Annotated in this window: 20 protein-coding genes; 12 read left to right on the top strand and 8 right to left on the bottom strand. The window is 41.3% G+C overall.

Features of this window, described 5'->3' with window-relative positions:
* Window positions 1-43 precede the first annotated feature (43 nt).
* The 7 genes from PSF31_RS00745 to PSF31_RS00715 all read left to right on the top strand — a co-directional run bounded on the left by PSF31_RS00745 (window position 44) and on the right by PSF31_RS00715 (window position 7,852).
* Window positions 44-373 carry a YbaB/EbfC family nucleoid-associated protein gene (locus PSF31_RS00745; RefSeq protein ID WP_004260403.1) on the top strand — a complete coding sequence of 110 codons (330 nt, stop codon included), beginning with the start codon at window positions 44-46 and terminating at the stop codon, window positions 371-373.
* Window positions 373-972 carry a recombination mediator RecR gene (gene recR / locus PSF31_RS00740; RefSeq protein WP_004260396.1) on the top strand — a complete coding sequence of 200 codons (600 nt, stop codon included), beginning with the start codon at window positions 373-375 and terminating at the stop codon, window positions 970-972. Before PSF31_RS00745 ends, recR begins: the two co-directional genes overlap by 1 nt.
* A gap of 362 nt (window positions 973-1,334) precedes the next feature.
* Window positions 1,335-3,203, top strand: coding sequence for a molecular chaperone HtpG (gene htpG, locus PSF31_RS00735; RefSeq protein ID WP_164561310.1), 1,869 nt, complete (start codon window positions 1,335-1,337; stop codon window positions 3,201-3,203).
* 192 nt (window positions 3,204-3,395) lie between these two features.
* Complete coding sequence (gene adk / locus PSF31_RS00730; protein ID WP_004260386.1) at window positions 3,396-4,040, top strand: adenylate kinase; 645 nt, start codon at window positions 3,396-3,398, stop codon at window positions 4,038-4,040.
* 181 nt (window positions 4,041-4,221) lie between these two features.
* On the top strand, window positions 4,222-5,187 hold the full coding sequence (hemH, locus tag PSF31_RS00725; protein ID WP_094960967.1) for a ferrochelatase: 966 nt from the start codon (window positions 4,222-4,224) through the stop codon (window positions 5,185-5,187).
* 123 nt (window positions 5,188-5,310) lie between these two features.
* A complete protein-coding gene (gene wzz(fepE), locus PSF31_RS00720) occupies window positions 5,311-6,432 on the top strand; it encodes an LPS O-antigen length regulator Wzz(fepE) (RefSeq protein ID WP_036958286.1) in 1,122 nt (373 codons plus the stop codon).
* 106 nt (window positions 6,433-6,538) lie between these two features.
* Entirely contained in the window at window positions 6,539-7,852 is a 1,314-nt protein-coding gene (locus PSF31_RS00715; RefSeq protein WP_036958371.1) for an inosine/guanosine kinase, read from the top strand.
* Between the two features lie 340 nt (window positions 7,853-8,192).
* Here the strand turns inward: PSF31_RS00715 and eutH are convergent, their stop codons facing one another.
* Window positions 8,193-9,443 carry an ethanolamine utilization protein EutH gene (gene eutH / locus PSF31_RS00710; protein ID WP_004260372.1) on the bottom strand — a complete coding sequence of 417 codons (1,251 nt, stop codon included), beginning with the start codon at window positions 9,441-9,443 and terminating at the stop codon, window positions 8,193-8,195.
* Window positions 9,444-9,465: 22 nt separating this feature from the next.
* Entirely contained in the window at window positions 9,466-10,905 is a 1,440-nt protein-coding gene (locus PSF31_RS00705; RefSeq protein WP_004260369.1) for an FGGY family carbohydrate kinase, read from the bottom strand.
* Between the two features lie 241 nt (window positions 10,906-11,146).
* Here PSF31_RS00705 and PSF31_RS00700 point away from each other — a divergent pair, with 241 nt between their 5' ends.
* The 4 genes from PSF31_RS00700 to PSF31_RS00685 all read left to right on the top strand — a co-directional run bounded on the left by PSF31_RS00700 (window position 11,147) and on the right by PSF31_RS00685 (window position 15,046).
* Entirely contained in the window at window positions 11,147-12,547 is a 1,401-nt protein-coding gene (locus PSF31_RS00700) for an NAD(P)/FAD-dependent oxidoreductase (RefSeq protein ID WP_004260367.1), read from the top strand.
* Window positions 12,544-13,773, top strand: coding sequence for an NAD(P)/FAD-dependent oxidoreductase (locus tag PSF31_RS00695; protein ID WP_096863265.1), 1,230 nt, complete (start codon window positions 12,544-12,546; stop codon window positions 13,771-13,773). The genes PSF31_RS00700 and PSF31_RS00695 overlap by 4 nt, the downstream gene beginning before the upstream one ends.
* Window positions 13,774-13,808: 35 nt before the next feature.
* Window positions 13,809-14,585 carry a DeoR/GlpR family DNA-binding transcription regulator gene (locus tag PSF31_RS00690; protein WP_004260363.1) on the top strand — a complete coding sequence of 259 codons (777 nt, stop codon included), beginning with the start codon at window positions 13,809-13,811 and terminating at the stop codon, window positions 14,583-14,585.
* A 110-nt stretch (window positions 14,586-14,695) separates the two neighbouring features.
* Entirely contained in the window at window positions 14,696-15,046 is a 351-nt protein-coding gene (locus PSF31_RS00685) for a DUF1937 family protein (protein ID WP_096863264.1), read from the top strand.
* A gap of 66 nt (window positions 15,047-15,112) precedes the next feature.
* On the opposite strand, the gene PSF31_RS00680 is transcribed toward PSF31_RS00685, so the two are convergent.
* The 3 genes from PSF31_RS00680 to PSF31_RS00670 all read right to left on the bottom strand — a co-directional run bounded on the left by PSF31_RS00680 (window position 15,113) and on the right by PSF31_RS00670 (window position 19,276).
* Window positions 15,113-15,904 carry an RHS repeat domain-containing protein gene (locus PSF31_RS00680; RefSeq protein ID WP_164561184.1) on the bottom strand — a complete coding sequence of 264 codons (792 nt, stop codon included), beginning with the start codon at window positions 15,902-15,904 and terminating at the stop codon, window positions 15,113-15,115.
* A 113-nt stretch (window positions 15,905-16,017) separates the two neighbouring features.
* On the bottom strand, window positions 16,018-17,766 hold the full coding sequence (ybaL, locus tag PSF31_RS00675) for a YbaL family putative K(+) efflux transporter (protein WP_094960970.1): 1,749 nt from the start codon (window positions 17,764-17,766) through the stop codon (window positions 16,018-16,020).
* Between the two features lie 286 nt (window positions 17,767-18,052).
* Entirely contained in the window at window positions 18,053-19,276 is a 1,224-nt protein-coding gene (locus PSF31_RS00670; RefSeq protein ID WP_004260347.1) for an MFS transporter, read from the bottom strand.
* 258 nt (window positions 19,277-19,534) lie between these two features.
* Here PSF31_RS00670 and ushA point away from each other — a divergent pair, with 258 nt between their 5' ends.
* A complete protein-coding gene (ushA, locus tag PSF31_RS00665) occupies window positions 19,535-21,199 on the top strand; it encodes a bifunctional UDP-sugar hydrolase/5'-nucleotidase UshA (protein WP_096863262.1) in 1,665 nt (554 codons plus the stop codon).
* 56 nt (window positions 21,200-21,255) lie between these two features.
* Here the strand turns inward: ushA and PSF31_RS00660 are convergent, their stop codons facing one another.
* The 3 genes from PSF31_RS00660 to PSF31_RS00650 are packed head-to-tail and all read right to left on the bottom strand — an operon-like array spanning window position 21,256 to window position 22,855.
* A complete protein-coding gene (locus PSF31_RS00660) occupies window positions 21,256-21,588 on the bottom strand; it encodes a hypothetical protein (RefSeq protein ID WP_096863261.1) in 333 nt (110 codons plus the stop codon).
* Window positions 21,560-22,033, bottom strand: coding sequence for a Cys-tRNA(Pro)/Cys-tRNA(Cys) deacylase YbaK (gene ybaK / locus PSF31_RS00655; RefSeq protein ID WP_004260336.1), 474 nt, complete (start codon window positions 22,031-22,033; stop codon window positions 21,560-21,562). The genes PSF31_RS00660 and ybaK overlap by 29 nt, the downstream gene beginning before the upstream one ends.
* 21 nt (window positions 22,034-22,054) lie before the next feature.
* The gene (locus tag PSF31_RS00650; protein WP_047757018.1) at window positions 22,055-22,855 is read right to left on the bottom strand and encodes a TraB/GumN family protein; all 801 of its coding nucleotides are present in this window, start codon (window positions 22,853-22,855) and stop codon (window positions 22,055-22,057) included.
* Between the last annotated feature and the right edge of the window lie 65 nt (window positions 22,856-22,920).

Raw genomic sequence — 22,920 nt, 5'->3', positions numbered from 1 at the left:
CAGTCTCATTGTTAAGCTGTAGCCTCAGTTGTGAGAGATAACTATGTTTGGTAAAGGTGGATTGGGTAACCTGATGAAACAGGCCCAGCAAATGCAAGATAAAATGCAAAAAGTTCAGGAAGAAATCGCTCAACTAGAAGCTACAGGCGAATCTGGTGCTGGCTTAGTTAAAGTGACGATTAACGGCTCACACAACTGCCGCCGTGTTGAAATTGACCCTAGCTTACTCGAAGACGACAAAGAAATGTTAGAAGACTTGATTGCTGCGGCATTTAATGATGCTGCTCGTCGTATCGAAGAAACGCAGAAAGAAAAAATGGCGAGTGTTTCCAGTGGTATGCAATTACCACCAGGCTTTAAGATGCCATTCTAATGCAAACAAGTCCGCTTCTTGAATCTTTGATGGAAGCTCTGCGCTGTCTCCCAGGGGTTGGCCCCAAGTCAGCGCAGCGAATGGCTTTTCATCTTTTACAGCGTGACCGCAGTGGGGGAATGCGTTTAGCGCAATCGCTCACTCGAGCCATGTCTGAAATAGGTCACTGCCGTGATTGCAGAACATTTACAGAACAAGAGGTCTGTAATATCTGCGATAACCCTCGCCGCCAACAAAATGGTTTGATTTGTATTGTTGAAAGCCCAGCAGATATCTATGCAATAGAACAAACCGGGCAATTTTCCGGGCGTTATTTTGTGCTGATGGGGCATTTGTCACCACTTGATGGTATTGGCCCAATGGATATCGGTCTTGATAGACTAGAAGAGCGTTTGGCATCAGAGACTATCAATGAAGTGATTTTAGCAACCAACCCAACGGTTGAAGGTGAAGCGACAGCAAACTATATTGGCCAAATGTGCGCGCAATATGGGGTGGCTGCGAGCCGAATTGCACACGGGGTGCCTGTGGGGGGGGAGTTGGAAATGGTTGATGGAACCACACTTTCTCACTCGTTGGCGGGGCGCCAACGGCTCTAAAGTCCTCGTCATTCTTTGCGCCGTAGCGTTGTTGTCTTCATGCATCAACCCTAGTCACATACTTGTGTATGCTCCCAGGGATTAATGCATTCGACGCCTAGCTACGGCACAAATTATTTAGAGGATGATGGTGAGGTGCTGTTTTTAAAATTTAAAGGCAAACCCCTCAAAGCAAAACCCTTAATTCAAAAATATCCTTCAAGCAAAAGCATCGTAGTCTTCGGTCATTTCCTTTCATTCATATTAATTTAGCTTCTAATTTGTGGTTAGTGGTTGAATTCTATTTTTTCGCCCCCAACTAATCTGCATCGATAAGTCAAACCTATCCAATTAGATTGATGAAATAGAGGCGATTAATGAGTATGAAAGGACAGGAAACTCGTGGTTTCCAATCAGAAGTTAAACAACTCCTCCAATTAATGATCCACTCTCTTTATTCAAATAAAGAGATTTTCTTACGTGAATTGATCTCCAACGCATCAGATGCGGCGGATAAACTGCGTTTTCGTGCATTATCTAAACCAGAACTGTATGAAAACGATGGTGACCTGCGCGTGCGTATTAGTGCCGATAAAGACAAAGGTACATTGACCATCAGTGATAACGGTATCGGTATGAGCCGCGAAGAGGTGATTGAAAACCTTGGAACTATCGCGAAGTCAGGCACAAAAGCATTCTTAGAGTCATTAGGTAGTGACCAAGTCAAAGATAGCCAAATGATTGGTCAATTTGGTGTGGGCTTCTATTCTGCATTTATTGTGGCTGATAAAGTGACTGTACGTAGCCGCGCAGCTGGTGCCCCTGCCGATGAAGGTGTGTTCTGGGAATCTGCTGGTGAAGGTGAATACACCATCGCTGATATTGAAAAAGCGGAGCGCGGCACCGAAATCACTTTGCATTTGCGCGATGATGAAAAGGAATATCTGGATAACTGGCGCTTACGTTCAGTGATTAGCAAATATTCTGACCATATTGCTTTACCAGTTGAAATCGAAGAAAAAAATGAAGAAGACGGTACGGTAACTTGGGAAAAAATTAACCAAGCGAAAGCATTATGGACGCGTAGCAAATCTGAAATTTCAGACGAAGAATACGCTGAATTCTATAAACATATTTCCCATGACTACGCAGACCCACTAACATGGTCACATAACCGTGTAGAAGGTAAGCAAGAGTATACGAGCTTGCTGTATGTGCCGTCTAAAGCGCCATTTGACCTATGGAATCGTGACCAACAGCACGGCTTGAAACTCTATGTTCAACGCGTATTTATTATGGATGACGCAGAACAGTTTATGCCTAATTACCTGCGTTTTATTCGTGGGGTGTTGGATTCCAATGATTTACCACTGAACGTGTCTCGTGAAATACTGCAAGACAGCGCATTAACTCGTAGTTTACGCAGCGCATTAACGAAACGTGTTCTGCAAATGCTTGAGAAACTGGCTAAATCTGACACAGAAAAATACCAAACCTTCTGGCAACAATTTGGCTTGGTGATGAAAGAAGGCCCTGCGGAAGATATGGCAAATAGTGAAACTATTGCTAAACTTCTGCGTTTTGCAACAACTCATACCGATAGCAGCGTACAGAATGTTTCTTTAGAAGATTATGTAAGCCGCATGGTTGAAGGCCAAGATAAAATCTATTATATCACTGCAGATAGCTATGCGGCGGCGAAAGGCAGCCCACACCTTGAGCTATTCCGTAAAAAAGGTATTGAAGTCCTACTGTTATCTGACCGTATTGACGAATGGATGATGAACTATCTGTCTGAATTCGACGGTAAACAGTTCCAATCCGTGAGCAAAGCAGACGAGTCATTAGATAAGCTAGCGGATGAAAACAAAGCGGAACAAGAGGAAGCGGATAAACAATTAGAGCCATTTGTTGAACGCGTTAAATCATTCCTTGGTGAGCGTGTTAAAGAAGTTAAACTCACACATCGCTTAACGGATACGCCTGCCATTGTTACGACAGATGCGGATGAAATGAGTACACAAATGGCAAAACTGTTTGCAGCAGCAGGGCAAGCCGCGCCAGAAGTAAAATATAACTTCGAATTGAACCCAACACATCCATTGGTGAAAAAAGCCGCAGAAGTGTCAGATGAATCTGTGTTTGCTGATTGGGTAGATGTATTGTTGGATCAAGCATTATTAGCAGAACGTGGTACATTGGAAGATCCAAACCTATTTATTCGTAAAATCAATGAATTACTTCTAAAGTAATTTAATTTGATATTTTCGATATTGAGCATAAACCGCGCTTTTGCTTGTGCTTTAGCGTGGTTTTTTTCTTTTGCGAAAAAAGATAAATGCGAAATCGTTTACGTGTGTTCTTGAGTAAAGCCGTATGCTAATGGTATGGTAGCTTGTTTTCTTTTCAAATTATAAAAATCTAAATAGCAAGGGGTTTACGCAATGCGTATCATTCTGCTTGGCGCTCCAGGCGCTGGTAAGGGCACTCAAGCTCAATTTATTATGGAAAAGTTTGGGATCCCTCAAATTTCAACAGGTGACATGTTACGTGCAGCTGTTAAATCAGGGAGCGAACTCGGCTTACAAGCTAAAGAGCTGATGGATAACGGTAAATTAGTTACTGATGAATTAGTTATCGCATTAGTTAAAGAGCGCATCAAACAAGATGACTGCCGCAATGGCTTCTTGTTGGATGGGTTCCCTCGTACAATCCCACAAGCGGACGCGATGAAAGAAGCGGGTATCACGGTTGATAACGTACTGGAATTTGATGTACCAGACGATATCATTGTTGAGCGTATCATTGGTCGTCGTGTACATGCGCCATCAGGCCGTGTTTACCACATCAACTTCAACCCACCAAAGGTTGAAGGCAAAGACGATGTAACAGGTGAAGAATTAACCATCCGTAAAGATGACCAAGAAGACACCGTGCGTAAGCGTCTGGTTGAATATCATGCATTAACTGCACCTTTAATTGCGTACTACCAAAATGAAGCTAAACAAGGTAATACCAAGTACTTCAAATTAGACGGTACTCGTAAAGTGGCAGAAGTTAGTGAAGAACTAGCAAAAATTTTAGGTTAATATTTGTACTTGCCATGCTTTGTGTTGCAGTAATCGTAACTGCAATTCGAATTATTTTAAGTATAAGGTATTATATGGAGGCAGCGATGATCGCTGCCTTTGTTTTTTATACCACTTGGTGACAAAAATCGTTAATTAACTGTGCTAAAGTTGGGAATAATTATCAATTAGGAGTTGTTTCATGTCAGAAAAAAAATACGGCATTTTGTTAGCTAACCTAGGAACCCCTGATGCCCCAACGACCTCAGCAGTGAAACGCTATTTAGCCGAATTTCTTAGCGATAAACGCGTTATAGATGTCCCCCGCTTGATTTGGAAGCCGATTTTACATGGGGCGATTTTACCTCTTCGTTCTTCTAAAGTGGCGAAGTTATACCAATCTATTTGGTTAGACGGGGGATCGCCATTATTGGTTTACTCTTTACGTCAAAAACAAAAATTAGCTGAGCTATTACCTAATATTGCCGTAGAGATAGGTATGAGCTATGGTTCGCCTTCAATCAAAAGTGCGGTGGATAGCTTGCTAGACCAAGGCGTGACCGATTTAGTGGTTCTTCCACTGTATCCACAGTATTCTTGCACAACAACGGCTGCGGTTTATGATGCATTAACCAGAGCGTTTGAAAGTAGACGTACCATTCCAAGCGTGCAATTCATTCGTAGTTATGCGACACACCCTGCTTATATTCAAGCTTTAGTGGCTTCGATAGAAGAAAGCTTTGCTCTGCATGGTGAACCCGATAGGCTTATATTGTCGTTCCACGGTATTCCACAGCGTTATTGTGATACAGGTGATATCTACCAGCAGGAATGTGAAAAAACGGCAGAGGCGCTCCGTGAAGCGTTAAATTACCCAAGTGATAAAGTCATGCTGACCTATCAGTCACGCTTTGGACGTGAGCCTTGGCTGATGCCATATATGGATAAAACCATGCATGAATTACCCTCCCAAGGCGTAAAGTCGGTTCAGGTCATTTGTCCTGGTTTTTCAGTTGATTGCTTAGAAACATTAGAAGAAATTAGCGAGCAAAATAAAGAGTTTTTTATGAGTAGTGGTGGTAACAAATATAATTATATACCGGCATTAAATGATAATCCGAATAGCATTCATATGATTAATTCAATAATTCAAGATGTTCTAAAGTAATCAATTCAGTAAATTAATGCAGAAAAGTTTGCTTATCGATATATCAATAAGCTGATTATAGACTATAATCACTTATCTGAAATTATAAATGATTGAATAAATGTTATGTCTTTTGGAATTAATATGAGCAATAAGCAGCAGCCACCACAAGGTAATATAGAGCAGAAGTCACCTTCTGCTCATCAATTTCAAATACAGCAAAACGATGAAATTGATTTAATGGCCTTGTTTTCCATTTTGTTAAAACATAAATTTTTGATTCTTATATTTACGGTTGTTTGTATTGTGGTGAGTGTTGGTGTTGTAAAACTATTACCTCAAAAATGGAGCAGTACTGCTATTGTCATTCCTCCTGCATCTGAAGAGCTCAAAGAAGTTAACGCATTTAAAGCTCAACTGGATGTATTAGATATTCCTATTGATTTAAGTGCTCAACGTATTTTTAATTCATTTGTTGACCAGTATCGTTCGAAAGTTAATCAAGAAAGTTATATAAGAAGTACTGATTATTACCATAATCTGGCAGAGAAAATTGACCCGAAAGATGATGTTATTGCTCAACAAAGGCTAGTAAATTCAATCATTTCTAATGATATTAAAATTCAAGATCTCTCAAAAGAGAAAAACAGTACTTCAAATGATATTGTTTTGAGCTTTACTGCACCTTTGCCAACGGAAGCCCAAGATTTACTTGAAGGTTATATTCGCTATAGCGCATCGAAAGTAAGGCAACAGTTAAAAGTTGAAATCGACAATATGATTTCAGAGAAACTTATTTATGCCAGTGAGTCACTAAAACGCGAAGTTAGCAAAATTCAAACTGAATACGATGTTAAGGTTGAAAGGCTTAAACGAGCCGTTGATATTGCAAAAGCAGCTGGAATTGAAAAGCCGATAGCCAGCGATTCTGTTGCTATCAATGATGACCCTGATTACCCTATTGCGTTAGGAACTGAAGCTTTAGAGAAAAAATTACTGATTGAAACCCAAAATCGTGATTTGGCATTGATGAGCGAAAATTTACAGAACCGTAAAATTTACCTTGATAATTTACAAGAAGTAACCGCTAAAGAATTAGATTTTACACCCGTTAAGTTTATTTTAACGCCAGACTTACCGTTGCATAAAGATTCACCAAAATCATCGTTAATTGTTGCATTAAGCGCAATACTCGGTTTAATTTTGAGCTGTGCATTTGTGTTAAGTCGGGAGCTTTATCGCGATTATAAATATCAAAATCAATAAAATAACTTCCAAATGACAAACAATGGGGCCAGTGTCTTCTTTGCAGGTGCTGGCTTTATTTTATCGTGCTAGAATAGGGTGATGTTCCATTGTTAATCTTCTAATTATGAAATTCCCCGGTCAACGCAAGTCAAAACACTATTTTCCTGTTAGTCTCAGAGATCCTTTATTACAGCCTTTAAAAGAAACATTGGCGGATGATGAGAATTGTAAGTCCTATATTGTTGGTATCGACCAAACATTAGTCGATATTGAAGCGAAAGTGGATGACGACTTCATTCAGCGCTATCAATTGAGTAAGGGGCATTCGCTGGTTATTGAAGACGATGTCGCCGAAGCTTTGTATAAAGAACTTACAGATAATGCCTTGATTACTCATGAGTTTGCAGGTGGAACGATTGGCAATACGCTGCACAACTATTCGGTTTTAGCCGATGACAGGTCAGTTTTATTGGGCACAATGTGCAATAGCATCCAAATTGGTAGCTATGCGTATCGCTATTTGTGTCACACCTCAAGTCGCATGGATTTGAATTTTCTACAAGGTGTGGATGGCCCTATCGGGCGCTGTTTTACCTTGATCACTGAAAATGGCGAGCGAACGTTTGCTATCAGCCCTGGCCATATGAATCGCTTGCACCCAAATAGCATTCCCGAGGACATTATTGCTGGGGCTTCTGCGTTGGTATTAACGGCTTATTTAGTCCGCTGTAAACCCGGAGAAACCATGCCTGATGCGACTATGCAGGCTATTGCATATGCGAAAAAGCACAATGTCCCCGTCGTGTTAACGCTTGGAACTAAATTTGTTATTGCTCAAGACCCTCAGTTTTGGCGTGATTTTTTAGCGGAGCATATTTCAGTAGTTGCAATGAATGAAGACGAAGCGCAGGAACTGACAGGGCTGAGTGACCCATTACTTGCCTCTAATATGGCATTAGACTGGGTAGATTTAGTTTTATGTACGGCGGGCCCATCAGGCCTGTATATGGCAGGCTACACCGAAGACGCCTATAAACGTACGACGCAACATCCACTATTACCGGGGGCAATTGCAGAATTTAACTTGTACGAGTTTAGCCGAGCAATGCGCCAGCAAGATTGCCAAGTTCCATTACGAATTTTCTCTCATATCGAGCCTTATATGGGGGGACCTGAGAAAATAATGAACACAAATGGGGCGGGAGACGGGGCTTTATCGGCATTACTTCACGATATTACCGCCAATTCTTACCACCGTTCTAATGTGCCTAATTCCAGTAAACATGAGCGCCAATACTTAACGTATTCTTCTTTAGCTCAAGTATGTAAATATGCTAATCGTGTAAGTTATCAAGTATTAACTCAGCATTCGCCTCGTTTGACTCGTGGCTTACCTGAAAAAGAAGATAGCTTAGAAGAGTCTTATTGGGAACGTTAAAGCGAAATAATTCTCATTTTAATTAATGATATCGATTTTAAGGCACTTCAATATAATTGTTATTGAGGTGCCTTTCTTTTTGAACAATTATTTTGATGAGTTGTTGTCACTAAATTTTATTAATTAAGGTAATTATTTACCTTCAAATTATGTATCTATAAATAATGTAATGGTTAATGATGACTAATATAGATAACCATATAGTGAGTACAATATTAATAATTGATGAGAGTTTGAGTTAATTTCAGACTAATAAATAAAAGCTGTATGCTACTTTATGAGTATTCATATTTGGCATACAGCTAATTATCTTTAAATATATAAGTATGGTTAATGCTAATTAATGTTGTTTAGCAACAGCGAGTTCACTTTCTTCTTTAACTATTTCGGCTGCTTTTGCATCTTCAGCTTCATAACGCATCGCCTGCGGTACTGAGATTTTAATCGCAATAAATACCGCTAAGAAGCCGCCTACCAACTTACCAAGTAAAATAGGTAAAACGAGAGTGGGTTGGAAGTTAGCGGTGAAAGCAAGATGGTCACCGATGGTTGCCTGTGCACAAACACCGAATGCGACACATAATACTTTATCCCTCGCACGCATTTCTTTGAATAAGTGATAAGTAGCAATAATGTTTGCCATAACCATAATAAATCCTAAAGAACCCGTATCGCTCAGCTTTAAACGGTTACTTAATGCACGTACTAAAGGCTTACAGTAGCGTTGGAACAGATAGCAAATTGGGAATGTCCCCGCTAACATAATACCGATATAGCCTGCAATTTCGATGGCGCGGAATAGCTCATTTTGGTCAGCAAATAGCGGGTCGAAGCCCCATGCGCCGAAAACTTTAGTGAATACACCAGTAAAGTGTTCAACAATTGAAAACGCTAAGACTAATTTGACGAATGCATCCATGATTTTACCGAAAATCAGGAAGCCGGTTACCATTAACATCGGGCGATATTTTAGCCCAGCAGCCAATAAGAAACAGAATACAAACAGCGGCATCAAGTATTGCAACATGGTAAAGAAATCTAAGGTTAATTGATGTGCTGCCGGTGAGTTCGTGGAAATAATATCCCTGACAGGAATATTATTGAATGTAATCAACAGAAGCGAAGCGAGTACGCCAAATGGTATTGAGATCAACCCAGCCATTGCACCAAGCGCAAGATACTTATGATCTTTGCGATTTAACATTGTTAACCCTACAGGGATCAGGTAAACAATGGTGGCACCCGAGGTATAACCGATCAGCATTGCCGTGATCCACATATCTCGATTAGTTGTCAAAGCATCAGCTAGCTGGTAACCGCCCATATCAACCGCAATAATCGATAAAGCTGCAATGGAGACGTCTGATCCGACTGAGGAAAAGACGGGGCCAAGAATGTAAGAGATTAACTGTGAGAGCAGCGGCACTGCGGCCATGATCCCCGCTTGAGCAAGAAATACAGGGCCGATAGAAAAGATCCCGTTAACAAACTCTTTCCCAAGTTCACTGGTTGGTTTCACTATGGATGCGACTGCGCCAATGATGGCTCCGCACATGATCAAATAAATAATATAATTTCCGAATTCAGCCATGGTAGGGTTTCCTTTTATTATTTTAGTGTCTTAATTGGCGAGAACGGGCAATGATGTCGCGATATTGTTCCATCACACCTTGCATATTCGTTCCATCAGGATGTGTCACAGTAGCGTTGCGTCTTACCGCCATTTCGTGAGTGATCCCTATGCCTTTGCGAGCCAATAAGGCAGCGCCTAGTGCGGTTACTTCACGGTTTGCTGGTGCTTCAATGTCTTTTTGTAATAAATTAGCTAAAAATTGCTTAAAATATTGATTTGAAGAAAGCCCTCCATCGACTGAGATTGATTGGCCTAGCGGTGAAATTTTTTCCATTGCAAAAATAACTTCAGCGGAGCGTGCTGCTATACCTTCCAAGACAGACTGCATCATGTCTTTTTTGTCAGTATCTAATGAAAGCCCAGCCCAGAGACCTGCGGCACTGCGATCCCAGTATGGGCACCCTAAACCAGATAACGCTGGGACAAAGGCAAGACCACGTTTAATGGCGGATTCAGCCCTGAAATCACCCAGTTCATCGAATGAGTCAAACAAACCGATTTTGCGAGCCCAATTAATGGCAGATGCTGCGTTGTATACGCCACCATCTAAGCCAAAGACAGGGGGTTGGTTGGGAAACTTCCAACAGAGTGTCGGTAATAAACCACTGTTATGAGTTTGTGGAATATCGGTGCCAGTAAGTGCTTGCAAGAACGCGCCTGTACCGAAGGTGATTTTGGCATCGCCTTTTTCACGACAACCATGGCCGAATGTGCCAGCAAATTGGTCAACAATAATGGCGGTGACTGGGGTGAGGTGCCCATCAAGATTTATTGCGCCAAAGTCACCAATGTTGTCTTTAATAGGCGGCAAGCAATGGATGGGAACACCAAAAATGTCACATAGCTCTTGGTCCCACTCCAAGGTATGAATATTGAGTAATGAAGTTCGAGACGCTGAGTTGTAGTCGGTGACAAATACGCCACATAAGCGGTCGAGGAAGAATGCATCCATCGTACCAATACGTAATTTATTTTTATCCGCTAATGTTTTCGCACCGACGACATTTTCAATAATCCAACCCATTTTGCTGGCGGAAAAATAAGGGTCTAGCGGTAAGCCTGACTTAGACTGTACCAGCGGCTCTAACCCTGCTTCCTTGAGCATTGAGATGGTTTTTTCTGTCCGTAAGTCTTGCCAAACAATAGCATTGTATAAAGGGCGCTTGCTGTCCGCATCCCACGCCACAATACTTTCGCCTTGGTGGCAAAGCCCAATAGCATCAACCACTTCACAGCTATGTAAGCATTTAATGATATTGGCCAGTATTTCCTCTGGGTCATGTTCAACCCAACCACTATTCAATGTGATTTGTTTATGAGGAATGCTCATAGGGGAGTGATAATGGCCGCCTTCTTCAAAGACAACGACCCGGGTTCCCGTTGTTCCCTGATCGATAGCCGCATAACGTTGATTGAGCATCACAGTATTCCCAGTGTTATAAATGTTGTAAATAGGTCTGTTTTTTTGCTTACTATCGTTTAATCGGAAATAAAATCCACAAAAAACTCACAGTAAGTTTCACTAATGTGACAAAAATCACAATAAAGTAACAATGTGAGTAATTTTTTGGTTGTTGTTGTGCTTTGTGTTGTTTTAATTATTGTGATTGTGGGAATTATGTGGTTTTATGTGTGCAAGTTTTAAGTTAAGGATCTCAGCCATGGATATTAATAATAAAAAAATTTGGGATGTCATTGTCATCGGCGGTGGTGTCATTGGCTGTGCTGTGACACGTAAATTCACACTGATGGGTGCCAACACGTTGTTACTTGAACGTGGAGGTGACATCCTTTCGGGAGCAAGTAAGGCAAATAGTGCGCTATTACACACAGGTTTTGACGCCACACCAGGGAGTCTAGAACTTGAGTGCATGCAAGAGGGGTATCGTGAATTCATTGAAATCAGAGAAAAAATGAATTTACCTCTTCTTGAAACAGGGGCATTAGTGGTTGCATGGAATGATGAGCAGCTTAGTAAATTGCCCGCGATAGTAGAGCAAGCACACACTAACAATGTATTAGATGTGGCAATTATTGATAAAGAAGAACTCTATCGCAGAGAACCTCATCTAGCACCGGGAGCACTCGCGGCTGTTTCTGTGCCAGGTGAAGCGGTTATTGACCCATGGAGTACACCACTTTCGTATTTAACCCAAGCAGTGAAACATGGGGCTGAATACCGTTTTCATTGTGAGGTAAGCGGTGGAGCACTCAATGATGGAATATGGCGATTAACCACATCAAAAGGTGAGTTTTCTGCCCGTTTAGTCATTAATTGTGCGGGAATTAATGGCGACATTGTTGAATCAATTTGCCACCCATCACCGTTCCAAATAAAGCCACGTAAAGGGCAGTTTCTCGTCTATGATAAAGCCGCAGCAGCGGATATCAATGCAATTATCCTACCTGTTCCGACCGCTATCACAAAAGGCGTACTGTTATCAAAAACTATCTTCGGCAACCTTTTGCTTGGCCCAACAGCGGAAGAACAAGATGACCGTTGGAAAGCTGAGGTAAAACAAGAAGTCCTTGAAGACTTAATTGCCCAAGGTTCACGTATGTTACCTTCATTGCATAATTACAGTGTGACCGCAACCTATGCGGGGTTACGTCCTGCTACAGAAGAAAAATATTACCGCATTAATGATTACCCTGAAAAGCAGTGGATATGTGCGGGGGGAATTCGTTCAACAGGCCTAACTTCAGCTTTAGGGGTGGCTAGTTATCTTGGTAAATTGTATCAAGAAAACTTCACACCACTTTTTGAATTGTCACCTCCAGAAGCGCTAATTTGGCCAACCATGCCAATGATTTCTGAATATCACCAACGGGATTACCAATGCAAAAGCAATGGCGGTATTGTTTGCCATTGTGAATTAGTGACTCAGCGGGAGATTGAAGCCGCATTTGATTCGGATATTCCTCCTGAGTGTTTAGGTGCTTTACGCCGCAGAACACGAGTGATGATGGGGCGCTGTAATGGGTTTTATTGTAGTAGTCAGGTGGCTGAAATTATTAATGGTCGCTTCGACCACACACTGGCAGTGGAGGCCGTAAAATGAGTTTAAATTATGATGTGATTATCATTGGCTCTGGCCCTACTGGTGTTGCGGCAGCGCAGGCGTTACGCCGTCGTGGTGTTCAAAATATCGCTATTATTGAACGTGAAGCACAGGCGGGAGGCGTTCCGCGTCACTGCCAGCACCCTACATTTGGCATATTAGCCTTTAAACGGCCGATGAAAGGCAATCAATTTGCAGAAAAAATTGTCAATCAACTGGGAAACACGCCAATTTTCACCCGTAGTACCGTGACTGCGTTACAACCTAATGGAAAATTAACCGTTTCAACGCCAGAAGGCCTTGTTGAGATGCAAGCTAAACGAGTATTGATAGCGACGGGGGTAAGAGAGACACCTCGACACCCACGCTTAGTTTCAGGTTTGCGCCCTCAAGGAGTATTAACAGCCGGGGCATTACAGCAATTTGTTTATTTAAACGGTAAGAAGCCTTGCCGTAATCCAGTGATTGTAGGCAGTGAATTAGTGAGTTTTTCTGCACTATGGACACTAAAAAACGCTGGTGTTAAAGCCCAAGCGATGATTGAAAGTGGCGAGCGGATTTTAGCGTTTAAACCCGCGACGTTATTTGCCAAAGCGATGGGAACCCCCGTTTATTTGAATAGTAAAATTACTGAAATTGGTGGCTTAGATCGCGTGGAATATGTGGTTGTTGAAACCAAAGGTAAAAGCCACAAAATTATGTGTGATTCGGTCATTTTTACGGGGCAATTTGTCGGTGAAAACACGTTAATCCGTAAAAGCCATTTGGGGTTTGATGCGGAGACAGGAAAACCGGTAACAGACCAATATGGGCGTTGTTCAGATGCCAGTTACTATGCCGCTGGTAATATGTTGCATCCTGCCGATATGGGCGACCAATGCTATCAAGAAGGATTGGTGACAGGAGAGCGGATTGCTGACGATTTATTAGCGAATCATCATCAGCAACAATTAAAAGTGGCCCAATGTATTCCTGTGCAGTATGACCCGAAAATTTGTTTTAGTGTTCCAGCATGTATAGATATTGATGATTTATCGGTGCGACAGATTGATTTTAATATCAAAGTTACACAACCAGTAAGCGGAACCATCCGTGTTATGGCTGGGAATACTCTGTTATATGAAAAACGGCATCGCTGCTTACCAACCCGACGTATTTTACTGAAAAACATTGATTTAACAAAAATACAACGGGGAGCTACTGAAATTAGCATCACTGTTGTATAGTGCTGGAAAGTTAAATGGTTAAGAAGGATTAAACTATGTGTGAGGGACGTTCCTCAAAAGTACGTCATCAAACCATCATTGAGTTACTTTCTACTCAAGGGCAGGTTTACGTACAGGAGCTTGCTAAACATTTTAATGTCGCGCAAGAAACTATCCGTCGTGACCTTAGTAAACTTGAAACACAAAAGTTACTAAAAAAAGTCCATGGTGGAGCCGTAAACATTCAGTCAAAATTTGAACGTAATTTTACGGAAAGAGCCCAAGCCGCGGTTGATGAGAAAAAAGCGATTGCAGCGAAAGCCGCGGAGCTGATTAAACCCGGAGACACATTGTTTATCGATTTTGGCACGACGACCTTTGAATTTAGCCAAAGAATCAAGTTGATTGATAATTTAACGGTTATTACGAATTCGCCTTTATTGGCAAATACGTTACAAGAAAACGTAACTATCGAAACAATTTTGATTGGTGGGCAATTTAACGCCGCACAAAACGCATGCTTAGGTGCCATTGCGCTAAAAAATATTGCTGAGTTTTTTGCAGATTACGCAGTGATTGGGGCAGGGGCGATACATGCATTGCATGGTGTGATGGACCAGCACGTCGATGAAGCCGCAATTGCGCAAAAGATGATGGAAAACAGCGATAAATTAATGGTGTTAGCGGATGGCACAAAGGCTAATAAGCATGCGATTAATTTTGTGACGAGTTGGGACAATATTGATTATTTGGTGACAACCAGCAAAGAATTTAAATTACCTGAAAATAAAAAACATCCTAAAACGAAAATTATTGTTGCGGATGTTGAATAAGCTTTAATTTTTATCATTCAATTATAAACACTCCCTATGAAATATATTTAATTATTTTTCATAGGGTTACTTTACCCAAAATTTGATTAACGCCAATACTAGGAATGATTATGAGCCTCTATTTTATTGCTTGCCCTTATTCAGACCCCGATAGCAGTGTCGTAGAAATGCGCTTTGCTGGATGTACTAAATTTGCGGCAGAACTTGCGCTTAAAGGTATCGCTACTTATAGCCAAATCACGATGACCCATCCAATTAACCAATACTTGGCCTCACAGGGGCAAAAAGTCGCATGGTCTTCTATTGATATGGAATTTCTAAAGCGCTGTGATGGTTTAATTGTGCTGACATTGCCAGGCTGGGAAAAGAGCGGTGGTGTTGCAGCGGAAATTCAGTTTTTTAAAGACCAAGGGTTGCCGGTTTGGACAGGGGATGAGTTCAAAGTACAAATGGCAGAATAACGCTTATTTATAGTTTCTTGATGATCCATGACGTTTTATCGTCATGGATTTTTCATGGAATACAAATTAATAGTACTGGTACTGGTATTTAAACGTCTCAATTAAAGGGGTTGGCTGGCTACTATGTGAATTGGTTACTGTTTCAGTTAAGCAATTACCATATTTATCAGTTTCGAGACATTCAATGGTGGTAGTTATTTCATCAGTATCAATTTTAATTGCCCGTGTTTCTTTCTGAAAAAAGCCATCAGAGTCATAAGTAAATTGGCGAGTATCACGCCCTGAATTTCCATGAATAGCGGCTAACCTACCTTGGTCATCATAGGAATATTGGTAAAACACCTCTGTCCCTTCAAAAAACCCTTTTGTCGAATCTATTTTGTCATTTTTATACTTAGCTGTGACAGTATAGGCTTTGCCTGCTTGGTCTTGAGTTCTGATTTCTGATATTTTGCCTGATGGGTCTTGTTCAAAAGTGAACTTGCTTTCCATATTCTGCACGGGTTGGTCGAATGAAATCAGGTTTACTATTGTATAAACTGGTTTTTTCTGGATTGTTCTTTTCAGTGATGAGAAGAGCTCTCCATTTAAAAACCATTTTGATTCACTTTGATAGCTTTCCAGTTCACCACAAGGTAAAAATATCATTTCAATCGTTTTAGTGTCTAACGATGAGCCTTTAGGAACCGAGCTATAGTTTATAGATTTAATTGTTTTGACAGGGCCATAAACGATTTTTTGTATCATCAAATGCAAGTTGTCACGATGCATATTCCGTTGTTCATCACTACAGTTTTCAGCTGCATAAGCAGATGAAGCAAGCAAGGTTAATAGGGGAAATAAGAACGTTTTTTTCATTCGGTAAGTTCCTAGGTGATTTATATTTACGGAATACTACCTAATAGATGAGCAAAAAGTTTGCGTAAAAAAGCCGTAACCCAAAGGCTACGGCTTTAAAGATAGGGCTGTGTTTAGTGGCTAGGTTTTAGATATTCATCTAAGTTTTTGCCTTCAACTTTTTTATTGTCATTATCAATAAAATCATCGATTGAACAACCGAACTCTTCAACATCATTGCACATGAGCGTCGCCATGGATTTAGCAATCTCATGTTCACCAATAATGATATGGTCTGCTCCACGCTCTTTGATAAAGCTGACTTCATCATCATAATGGGCACGAACAATCACAGTGACATCTGGGTTCATTTCTTTTGCGGTTGCGACAATTTCACCGGCTTCATAACCATTAGGGATTGTTAAAAGCAATGTTTTGGCACATTCAATACGCGCAAGACTAATGATATCTTTATTTGCGCCATTGCCTAAAATTGCACTAAAGCCATTTTCAGCAAGTTCTTCAAACCGAGCGCGGGTATCTTCAACAACAACAACCGGAATTTCCCTTCTACGCAGTTTGTCTGCAAGCATACCACCTACTCGACCATAACCGACGATGATTGCGTGGCCGCAGATATCGACAGGAACTTGGGTTTCTTCTTCCAGAGTCTCTTCCAGCAGTTGTTCTTCGATTGTCTCGGTTTTCTCAAGGTACTTATCTAACAAGCTAAATAACACTGGATTTAGCATAATCGAGACAATTGCACCTGCTAACACTAGGTTTTGTGCATCTTTATCCATGACGCCTAGGGTTAAACCCATACCGGCTAAGATAAATGCAAACTCACCAATTTGTGCAAGACTAACAGAAATGGTTAATGCAGTTCGCCGTGAATGACCAAACATTCTAACAAGTACTAAGGCGGCTGCGGATTTACCAATAATGATAATGGCGAGAACGGCTAAAATCCCTAGTGGTTGCTCAATTAATACCACTGGGTCGAATAGCATCCCAACTGAGACAAAGAACAGGACGGCAAAGGCATCGCGTAATGGCAACGTGTCTTGTGCAGCACGGTGGCTGAGCTCAGACTCATTTAATACCATCCCTGCGAAGAACGCACCGAGGGCAAATGAGGCATCGAAAATAGCCACAGCGGCATAGGCAATACCCAATGCAAGTGCTAGTACGGCAAGAGTAAACAGTTCACGAGAACCTGTTGATGCGGTACGTGATAAAATCCATGGGATAACTTTACGCCCCACGACAATCATAATAAATATGAATAGAACAACTTTACCTATTGTCCATGCAAGGCCTAACGTGAGCTCACTGAAGCTAGCGTCATCGGTGTTCATGATAGCCGCAGCAGCAGGCAGAAGAACAAGTGTTAAGACCATAGCGAGGTCTTCAACAATCAGCCAGCCTATAGCAATTTGCCCACGCTGACTTTCAATCAGTTGGCGTTCTTCTAAAGCACGTAGTAATACGACGGTACTGGCGGTTGATAAACACAGGCCGAATACAACACCTGTAAATATTCCCCAGCCAAATAACATGGACAGGCCAAGACCCAGTAAGGTTGCTACTGCGATTTGTGCAATGGCTCCAGGAATGGCAATAGCTTTAACAGCAAGTAAATCTTTTAATGAAAAATGTAGGCCTACCCCAAACATCAGTAAGATAACACCGATTTCAGCAAGTTCAGGCGCCAATGCTGCATCAGCAACAAAGCCGGGGGTAAATGGGCCTGCGAGAACACCGGCCGCAAGATAGCCAACTAAAGGGGAAATTTTTAATCGCTGCGCGATCATACCTAACAAATATGCAAGGGCGAGACCACCAACAATGGTTGTGATTAAGGGCGTTGAATGCTCCATTTAGTCTCCTCTGGTGAATATAAAAATAGAAAGGTGGGTACATGCCGTTGACTTTTAAAATGAGGCCTTCATTTTAAAATGCAAATTGCATGTTTTTATATTCTAACTTTTTTTGAGATAAATTTCCTTAAAAAAATGAAATGTTTTTAAAAAAAAGACAGGTTAAAGGAGCTAAATCGTTACAAGCTGTGTGTTTGTGAGATTTTTATCTGAAATTAATCTTAATTATGGAAGGAAAGACCCATACTTATTTTTAGGTAAGTATGGGTAAAATAAGAAAATAAATCTATTTTTTGCCAATATTTGGCAGCAATACTGTAAAAATCCCAAGTAAGGGTAAGAAAGCACAATAATGATAAACTTGTTCAATACTGGTCTGGTCTGCGATATGGCCTAAAACGGCAGCGCCAACGCCCCCCATGCCGAATGCTAACCCAAAGAACAACCCTGATACCATGCCGGTTTTACCAGGGATCAGCTCTTGTGCGTAGACTAAAATAGCCGAAAATGCAGAGGCTAAAATCATACCAATAATTACGGTAAGCACCCCAGTCCAATAAAGAGATGCATAGGGTAAAATTAAGGTAAATGGCGCAACTCCAAGGATTGAGAACCAAATAACGTATTTACGTCCTATTTTGTCACCTATTGGCCCACCAATCATAGTACCTGCGGCAACGGCAAATAAGAAAACAAACAAATGAATCTGAGCATTTTGTACAGAAACACCGAACTTATCGATCAAATAAAAGGTGTAATAGCTACTGATACTTGCCAAATAGAAATATTTTGAAAAAATCAGAATTAACAGTACTGCCAAAGAGCCAATAATTGTTTTTCGTGGTAGGACTTTAACATTCCCTGCACTGATCGGCTTTTTACTTGCTGCGCGGTGTTGTTGTTTGTACCAGCTACTGACTTGCAACAAGATAACAATTGCAAGCAGAGCAGCGAGCGAGAACCAGCCAATATTGCCTTTTCCGTAGGGTTCAATAATTAGTGCTGCAAGTAGTGGCCCAAGGGAGGCGCCCAAGTTGCCTCCGACTTGGAAAAATGATTGTGCCAGACCATGACGACCCCCTGAAGCCATACGAGCAACACGAGAAGATTCAGGATGGAAGACAGAAGAACCAGTTCCAACCAATGCTGCTGCAAGTAATATGGTCGGGAAGGTTTCTGCCATCGCTAACAAGATTAACCCCGTTAGCGTGAAGCTCATTCCTATTGGCAAGGAATAAGGTTGTGGATGTTTGTCCGTATAGTAGCCAATAATCGGTTGCAACAGTGATGCGGTAATCTGATAAGTAAGGGTAATCATCCCGATTTGGGCAAAACTCAATGAGAAATCAGATTGTAATAAAGGATAAATGGCTAAGATCAGTGACTGGATCATGTCATTGAGTAAATGAGAAACACTGATCGCAGTTAGGATACTAAAGACCGTTTTCCCTGTTTTATTTAATGGCTTTGACGGGCTTGGGTTGTTGGGGGTTGTGGTTTGCTCACTCATGTCATTATCAACTTTTTGTGTTACATAATTGTTATTAATATAACTGAAATACAATTTATTTAAATGAATAAATAAATCACGTGAATAACTAGTGCTCGTTAATTATTTGATGGCGATCTCATTTTTATGAAACGAATTTCTTATTCTGCAATAGGTATCAAATCCTGCTCATATTTTTATGCTATAAGACAGCAGGTAGTGACAAACTATAATCTAATATGACTGTATAAAAATTCCTATACCAGCAGGGAGAAATGTATGAAGTTTGCATTTAAGGCATGCGCATTAACGGTATCGTTAGCGTTAATACCCGCAACTATGGCAAATGCGTGGGAAAAAGACAAAACATACAATATTACCATTTTGCATACCAATGACCATCATGGCCACTTTTGGCACAACGACCACGGTGAATATGGTTTAGCAGCGCAAAAAACGGTAGTTGATGAAATTCGTGACGAAGTTGCTAAGCAAGGTGGCAGTGTTTTACTGCTCTCTGGTGGCGATATTAATACCGGTGTACCAGAGTCTGATTTACAAGATGCAGAACCTGATTTTAAAGGAATGAACTTAGTCGGTTACGATGCAATGGCATTAGGAAACCACGAGTTTGATAACCCACTTGAAACGCTGCGTCAGCAAGAAAAATGGGCAACTTTTCCGTTTTTATCCGCCAATATTTATCAAACCAGTACAGGTAAACGCCTTTTCAAACCTTACCAAATCTTTGATAAACAAGGTGTAAAAATTGCGGTTATGGGGTTAACCACTGATGACACCGTGCGTATTGGTAACCCTGCCAACTTCCCTGATGTCGAATTCCGTGTGCCTGCGGACGAAGCCAAAAAAGTGGTTGAAGAGCTCCGAGCGACAGAAAAACCAGATATTATCATCGCCGCAACCCATATGGGGCATTATGATGATGGCAACCATGGTTCGAATGCCCCAGGCGATGTAGAAATGGCACGCAGCTTACCCGCTGGTTATTTAGATATGATAGTGGGTGGTCACTCACAAGACCCTGTTTGTATGTCTCAAGAAAAGAAAAACTACAAACAGGAAGACTATGTACCCGGTACACCGTGTGCGCCAGATAACCAAAATGGAACTTGGATTGTGCAAGCCCATGAATGGGGTAAATATGTTGGCCGTGCGGATTTTGAATTTAAAAACGGTAAGTTTACCCTGAAGCACTACCAGTTAATCCCAATTAACTTGAAGAAAAAAGTCACAAAAGAAGATGGGACTAGCGAGCGAGTTTACTATACGCAAGAAATTGCTCATAACCCTGACATGATGAAATTACTGACACCTTATCAAGAAAAAGGTGACAAGCAATTGAGTGTTAAAGTGGGCTCTGTTGAAGGTAAACTTGAAGGTGATCGCAGTAAAGTGCGTTTTGTGCAAACCAATATGGGGCATCTTCTGTTAGCTGCACAAAAAGAACGCGCAGGGGCTGATTTCGCGATTATGAGCGGTGGCGGTGTTCGTGATTCCATTGAAAGTGGCGATATCACTTATAAAGATGTGCTTAAGGTTCAACCGTTTGCCAATGAGTTAGTTTATGTGGACTTCAAAGGTGATGAAGTTATCCCATATCTGACTGCGGTTGCGAATATGAAACCAGATGCAGGCGCGTATGGTCAGTTCTACAATGTGAATTTAACCCTGAATAAAGATGGCACGATTAGTGATGTCAAAATTGATGGGAAGCCTGTTGACCCGGCCAAGACGTATCGTATGGCAACGTTGAATTTCAATGCAATTGGTGGGGACGGTTACCCGAAAATTGATAACCACCCTAATTATGTTAATACCGGCTTTGTCGATGCGGAAGTGCTCAAAGGGTATATTGAAAAACACTCCCCGCTGAAAGCGGCAGACTATGAGCCAAAAGGTGAGATTATTTATAATAATAAATAATTAAATCATTATTACCTTGAAAGCCTCACCGCTCGCGGTGGGGCTTTTTATCGTCATTATTTAGAGCAAAAAACATGAGCGACTAAATGAGGGCCTTCATAAATATCAAATGAATGATAATTTAATAAATATTCATGAGGTGCATGTTCAACAAGAAAGCGCACAGTTCCTCGGCTTATTTGTCGATTATGGCTATTGCGTAAATGAAACGCTAGCTGGAATATCACACTCCAAGATTCATCGGGTTTGAGGCTGAAACGAGCAACAGCACAGTAAGACCCAATTGCTGGCGGCTGTTGCCTACCACCTTCTTGAGCCGATAACCATTCAATCGTCGCTGCGATTGTCACGGGGTTAATATCATTTACGTATTTCAGCGAAGGTTGCATTCAGCACTTTGGCGAGATCGGTAGGAGCAAGTTCAATATCTAGCCCACGTTTCCCACCTGAAACAAACATAGTGGCATATTGCTGAGCTTGGTCGTCAATTACTGTTGGTAAGCGCTTTTTTTGACCTAATGGGCTAATTCCCCCAAGTAAATATCCTGTTGTTTTTTGAGCGATTTGTGGGTCCGCCATTTCAACTTTTTTGACTTTAAACACTTTGGCAACCTGTTTTAAATCTAATTGCCCTGAAACAGGTGTTACGGCCACGGCTAACGTTTTTTGATCGCCATTGAGTGCGACTAACAAGGTTTTAAACACTTGCTTGGCATCTAACCCAAGTTTTTGTACTGCTTCATCACCAAAGTTACTTTCATTTGGGTCGTGGTCATAAGGATGTAAAGTGAAGGAAATTTTTTGTTTTTCGAGTAATTTAACGGCTGGGGTCATTTTGAGCCTTCTATTTATGACTTAGTTTCGCAAATATTCTACTAGACTATTTTCACCAAACAGGTGTAACGCACCAACGGCAACCACATAGTTACCATCAGGAAGTGACCTAAGTTGTTCGCTCCAATTCGCGTTTCGTTGCTTCATCAATACTTGGTAAATATCTTCGCTAAAGGTATTGGGTAAAGCGGTACGATTATTGGGTTGGTAGTCTAGCCACCAGCCTATCATCGTTTGTAGCGAGCGCGCGTTTTCACGCCAGTGGTTCAATGAGTCTTGTAATAACGCTAACCCATTATTAGGCAAAGAAAGCAGCAATTCAACTTGAGAGGCGGTTCCTTCTAGTTCAATAATTGGTTTGAGTTGTGATTGCGCATTACGGATAAGTTGGTAGTCAATACCGTAATGGCCTCTAAGCCCGAGCTCTTGGGCTTGGGTTGCTTGCAAAATCAGGGCGATTTGCCATGAGGGTAAGGCATCAAAGCGTTCGGGGGATTGGCGGAGCTCTAAGCAATATTGTTGAAAAAGGTGATATTCATCAAGAGTGAGTCGTTGTTCGACAGGGAGAAGTTCGGTGGTATCGCTAGGAAATGGGGAGTGAGTTTCAGTGATATCCGCCTCAACGATCAAGGCATCTGCGAGATTGAGTTTATCTAATAATGTGGCAGACAAAGGAAACATATTTTCTGTTCCCATATGGATGCTACCCACAACGTGCAATTTAAGATTTTTTGATAGCCGAATATCAATGGCAGGGTAAGGGTAAGCCGGAGCGGTTTGCGTATGAAGCCAATTTTTTAAATTTTCGAACAGTTTACCCACGATTTCGTCCCTGTGTTATCTCTCATTTTATTAGGTTAAACAATCTAGCCGCAATTTGCGAATAC

Source organism: Providencia sp. PROV156 (assembly GCF_028480905.1).
Lineage (GTDB): Bacteria > Pseudomonadota > Gammaproteobacteria > Enterobacterales > Enterobacteriaceae > Providencia > Providencia hangzhouensis.
The sequence above is the reverse complement of the archived record's forward strand: the minus strand, read 5'-3'. Positions and strand labels throughout refer to the sequence as shown.

Coding starts and splice junctions, on each gene's coding strand:
- PSF31_RS00715 (WP_036958371.1), top strand. CDS start 6,539: ATGAAATTCCCCGGTCAACGCAAGTCAAAACACTATTTTCCTGTTAGT.
- PSF31_RS00745 (WP_004260403.1), top strand. CDS start 44: ATGTTTGGTAAAGGTGGATTGGGTAACCTGATGAAACAGGCCCAGCAA.
- PSF31_RS00685 (WP_096863264.1), top strand. CDS start 14,696: ATGAGCCTCTATTTTATTGCTTGCCCTTATTCAGACCCCGATAGCAGT.
- ushA (WP_096863262.1), top strand. CDS start 19,535: ATGAAGTTTGCATTTAAGGCATGCGCATTAACGGTATCGTTAGCGTTA.
- PSF31_RS00680 (WP_164561184.1), bottom strand. CDS start 15,904: ATGAAAAAAACGTTCTTATTTCCCCTATTAACCTTGCTTGCTTCATCT.
- htpG (WP_164561310.1), top strand. CDS start 1,335: ATGAAAGGACAGGAAACTCGTGGTTTCCAATCAGAAGTTAAACAACTC.
- PSF31_RS00695 (WP_096863265.1), top strand. CDS start 12,544: ATGAGTTTAAATTATGATGTGATTATCATTGGCTCTGGCCCTACTGGT.
- adk (WP_004260386.1), top strand. CDS start 3,396: ATGCGTATCATTCTGCTTGGCGCTCCAGGCGCTGGTAAGGGCACTCAA.
- PSF31_RS00700 (WP_004260367.1), top strand. CDS start 11,147: ATGGATATTAATAATAAAAAAATTTGGGATGTCATTGTCATCGGCGGT.
- ybaL (WP_094960970.1), bottom strand. CDS start 17,766: ATGGAGCATTCAACGCCCTTAATCACAACCATTGTTGGTGGTCTCGCC.
- PSF31_RS00690 (WP_004260363.1), top strand. CDS start 13,809: ATGTGTGAGGGACGTTCCTCAAAAGTACGTCATCAAACCATCATTGAG.
- ybaK (WP_004260336.1), bottom strand. CDS start 22,033: ATGACCCCAGCCGTTAAATTACTCGAAAAACAAAAAATTTCCTTCACT.
- recR (WP_004260396.1), top strand. CDS start 373: ATGCAAACAAGTCCGCTTCTTGAATCTTTGATGGAAGCTCTGCGCTGT.
- eutH (WP_004260372.1), bottom strand. CDS start 9,443: ATGGCTGAATTCGGAAATTATATTATTTATTTGATCATGTGCGGAGCC.
- PSF31_RS00660 (WP_096863261.1), bottom strand. CDS start 21,588: ATGCAACCTTCGCTGAAATACGTAAATGATATTAACCCCGTGACAATC.
- hemH (WP_094960967.1), top strand. CDS start 4,222: ATGTCAGAAAAAAAATACGGCATTTTGTTAGCTAACCTAGGAACCCCT.
- PSF31_RS00670 (WP_004260347.1), bottom strand. CDS start 19,276: ATGAGTGAGCAAACCACAACCCCCAACAACCCAAGCCCGTCAAAGCCA.
- PSF31_RS00705 (WP_004260369.1), bottom strand. CDS start 10,905: ATGCTCAATCAACGTTATGCGGCTATCGATCAGGGAACAACGGGAACC.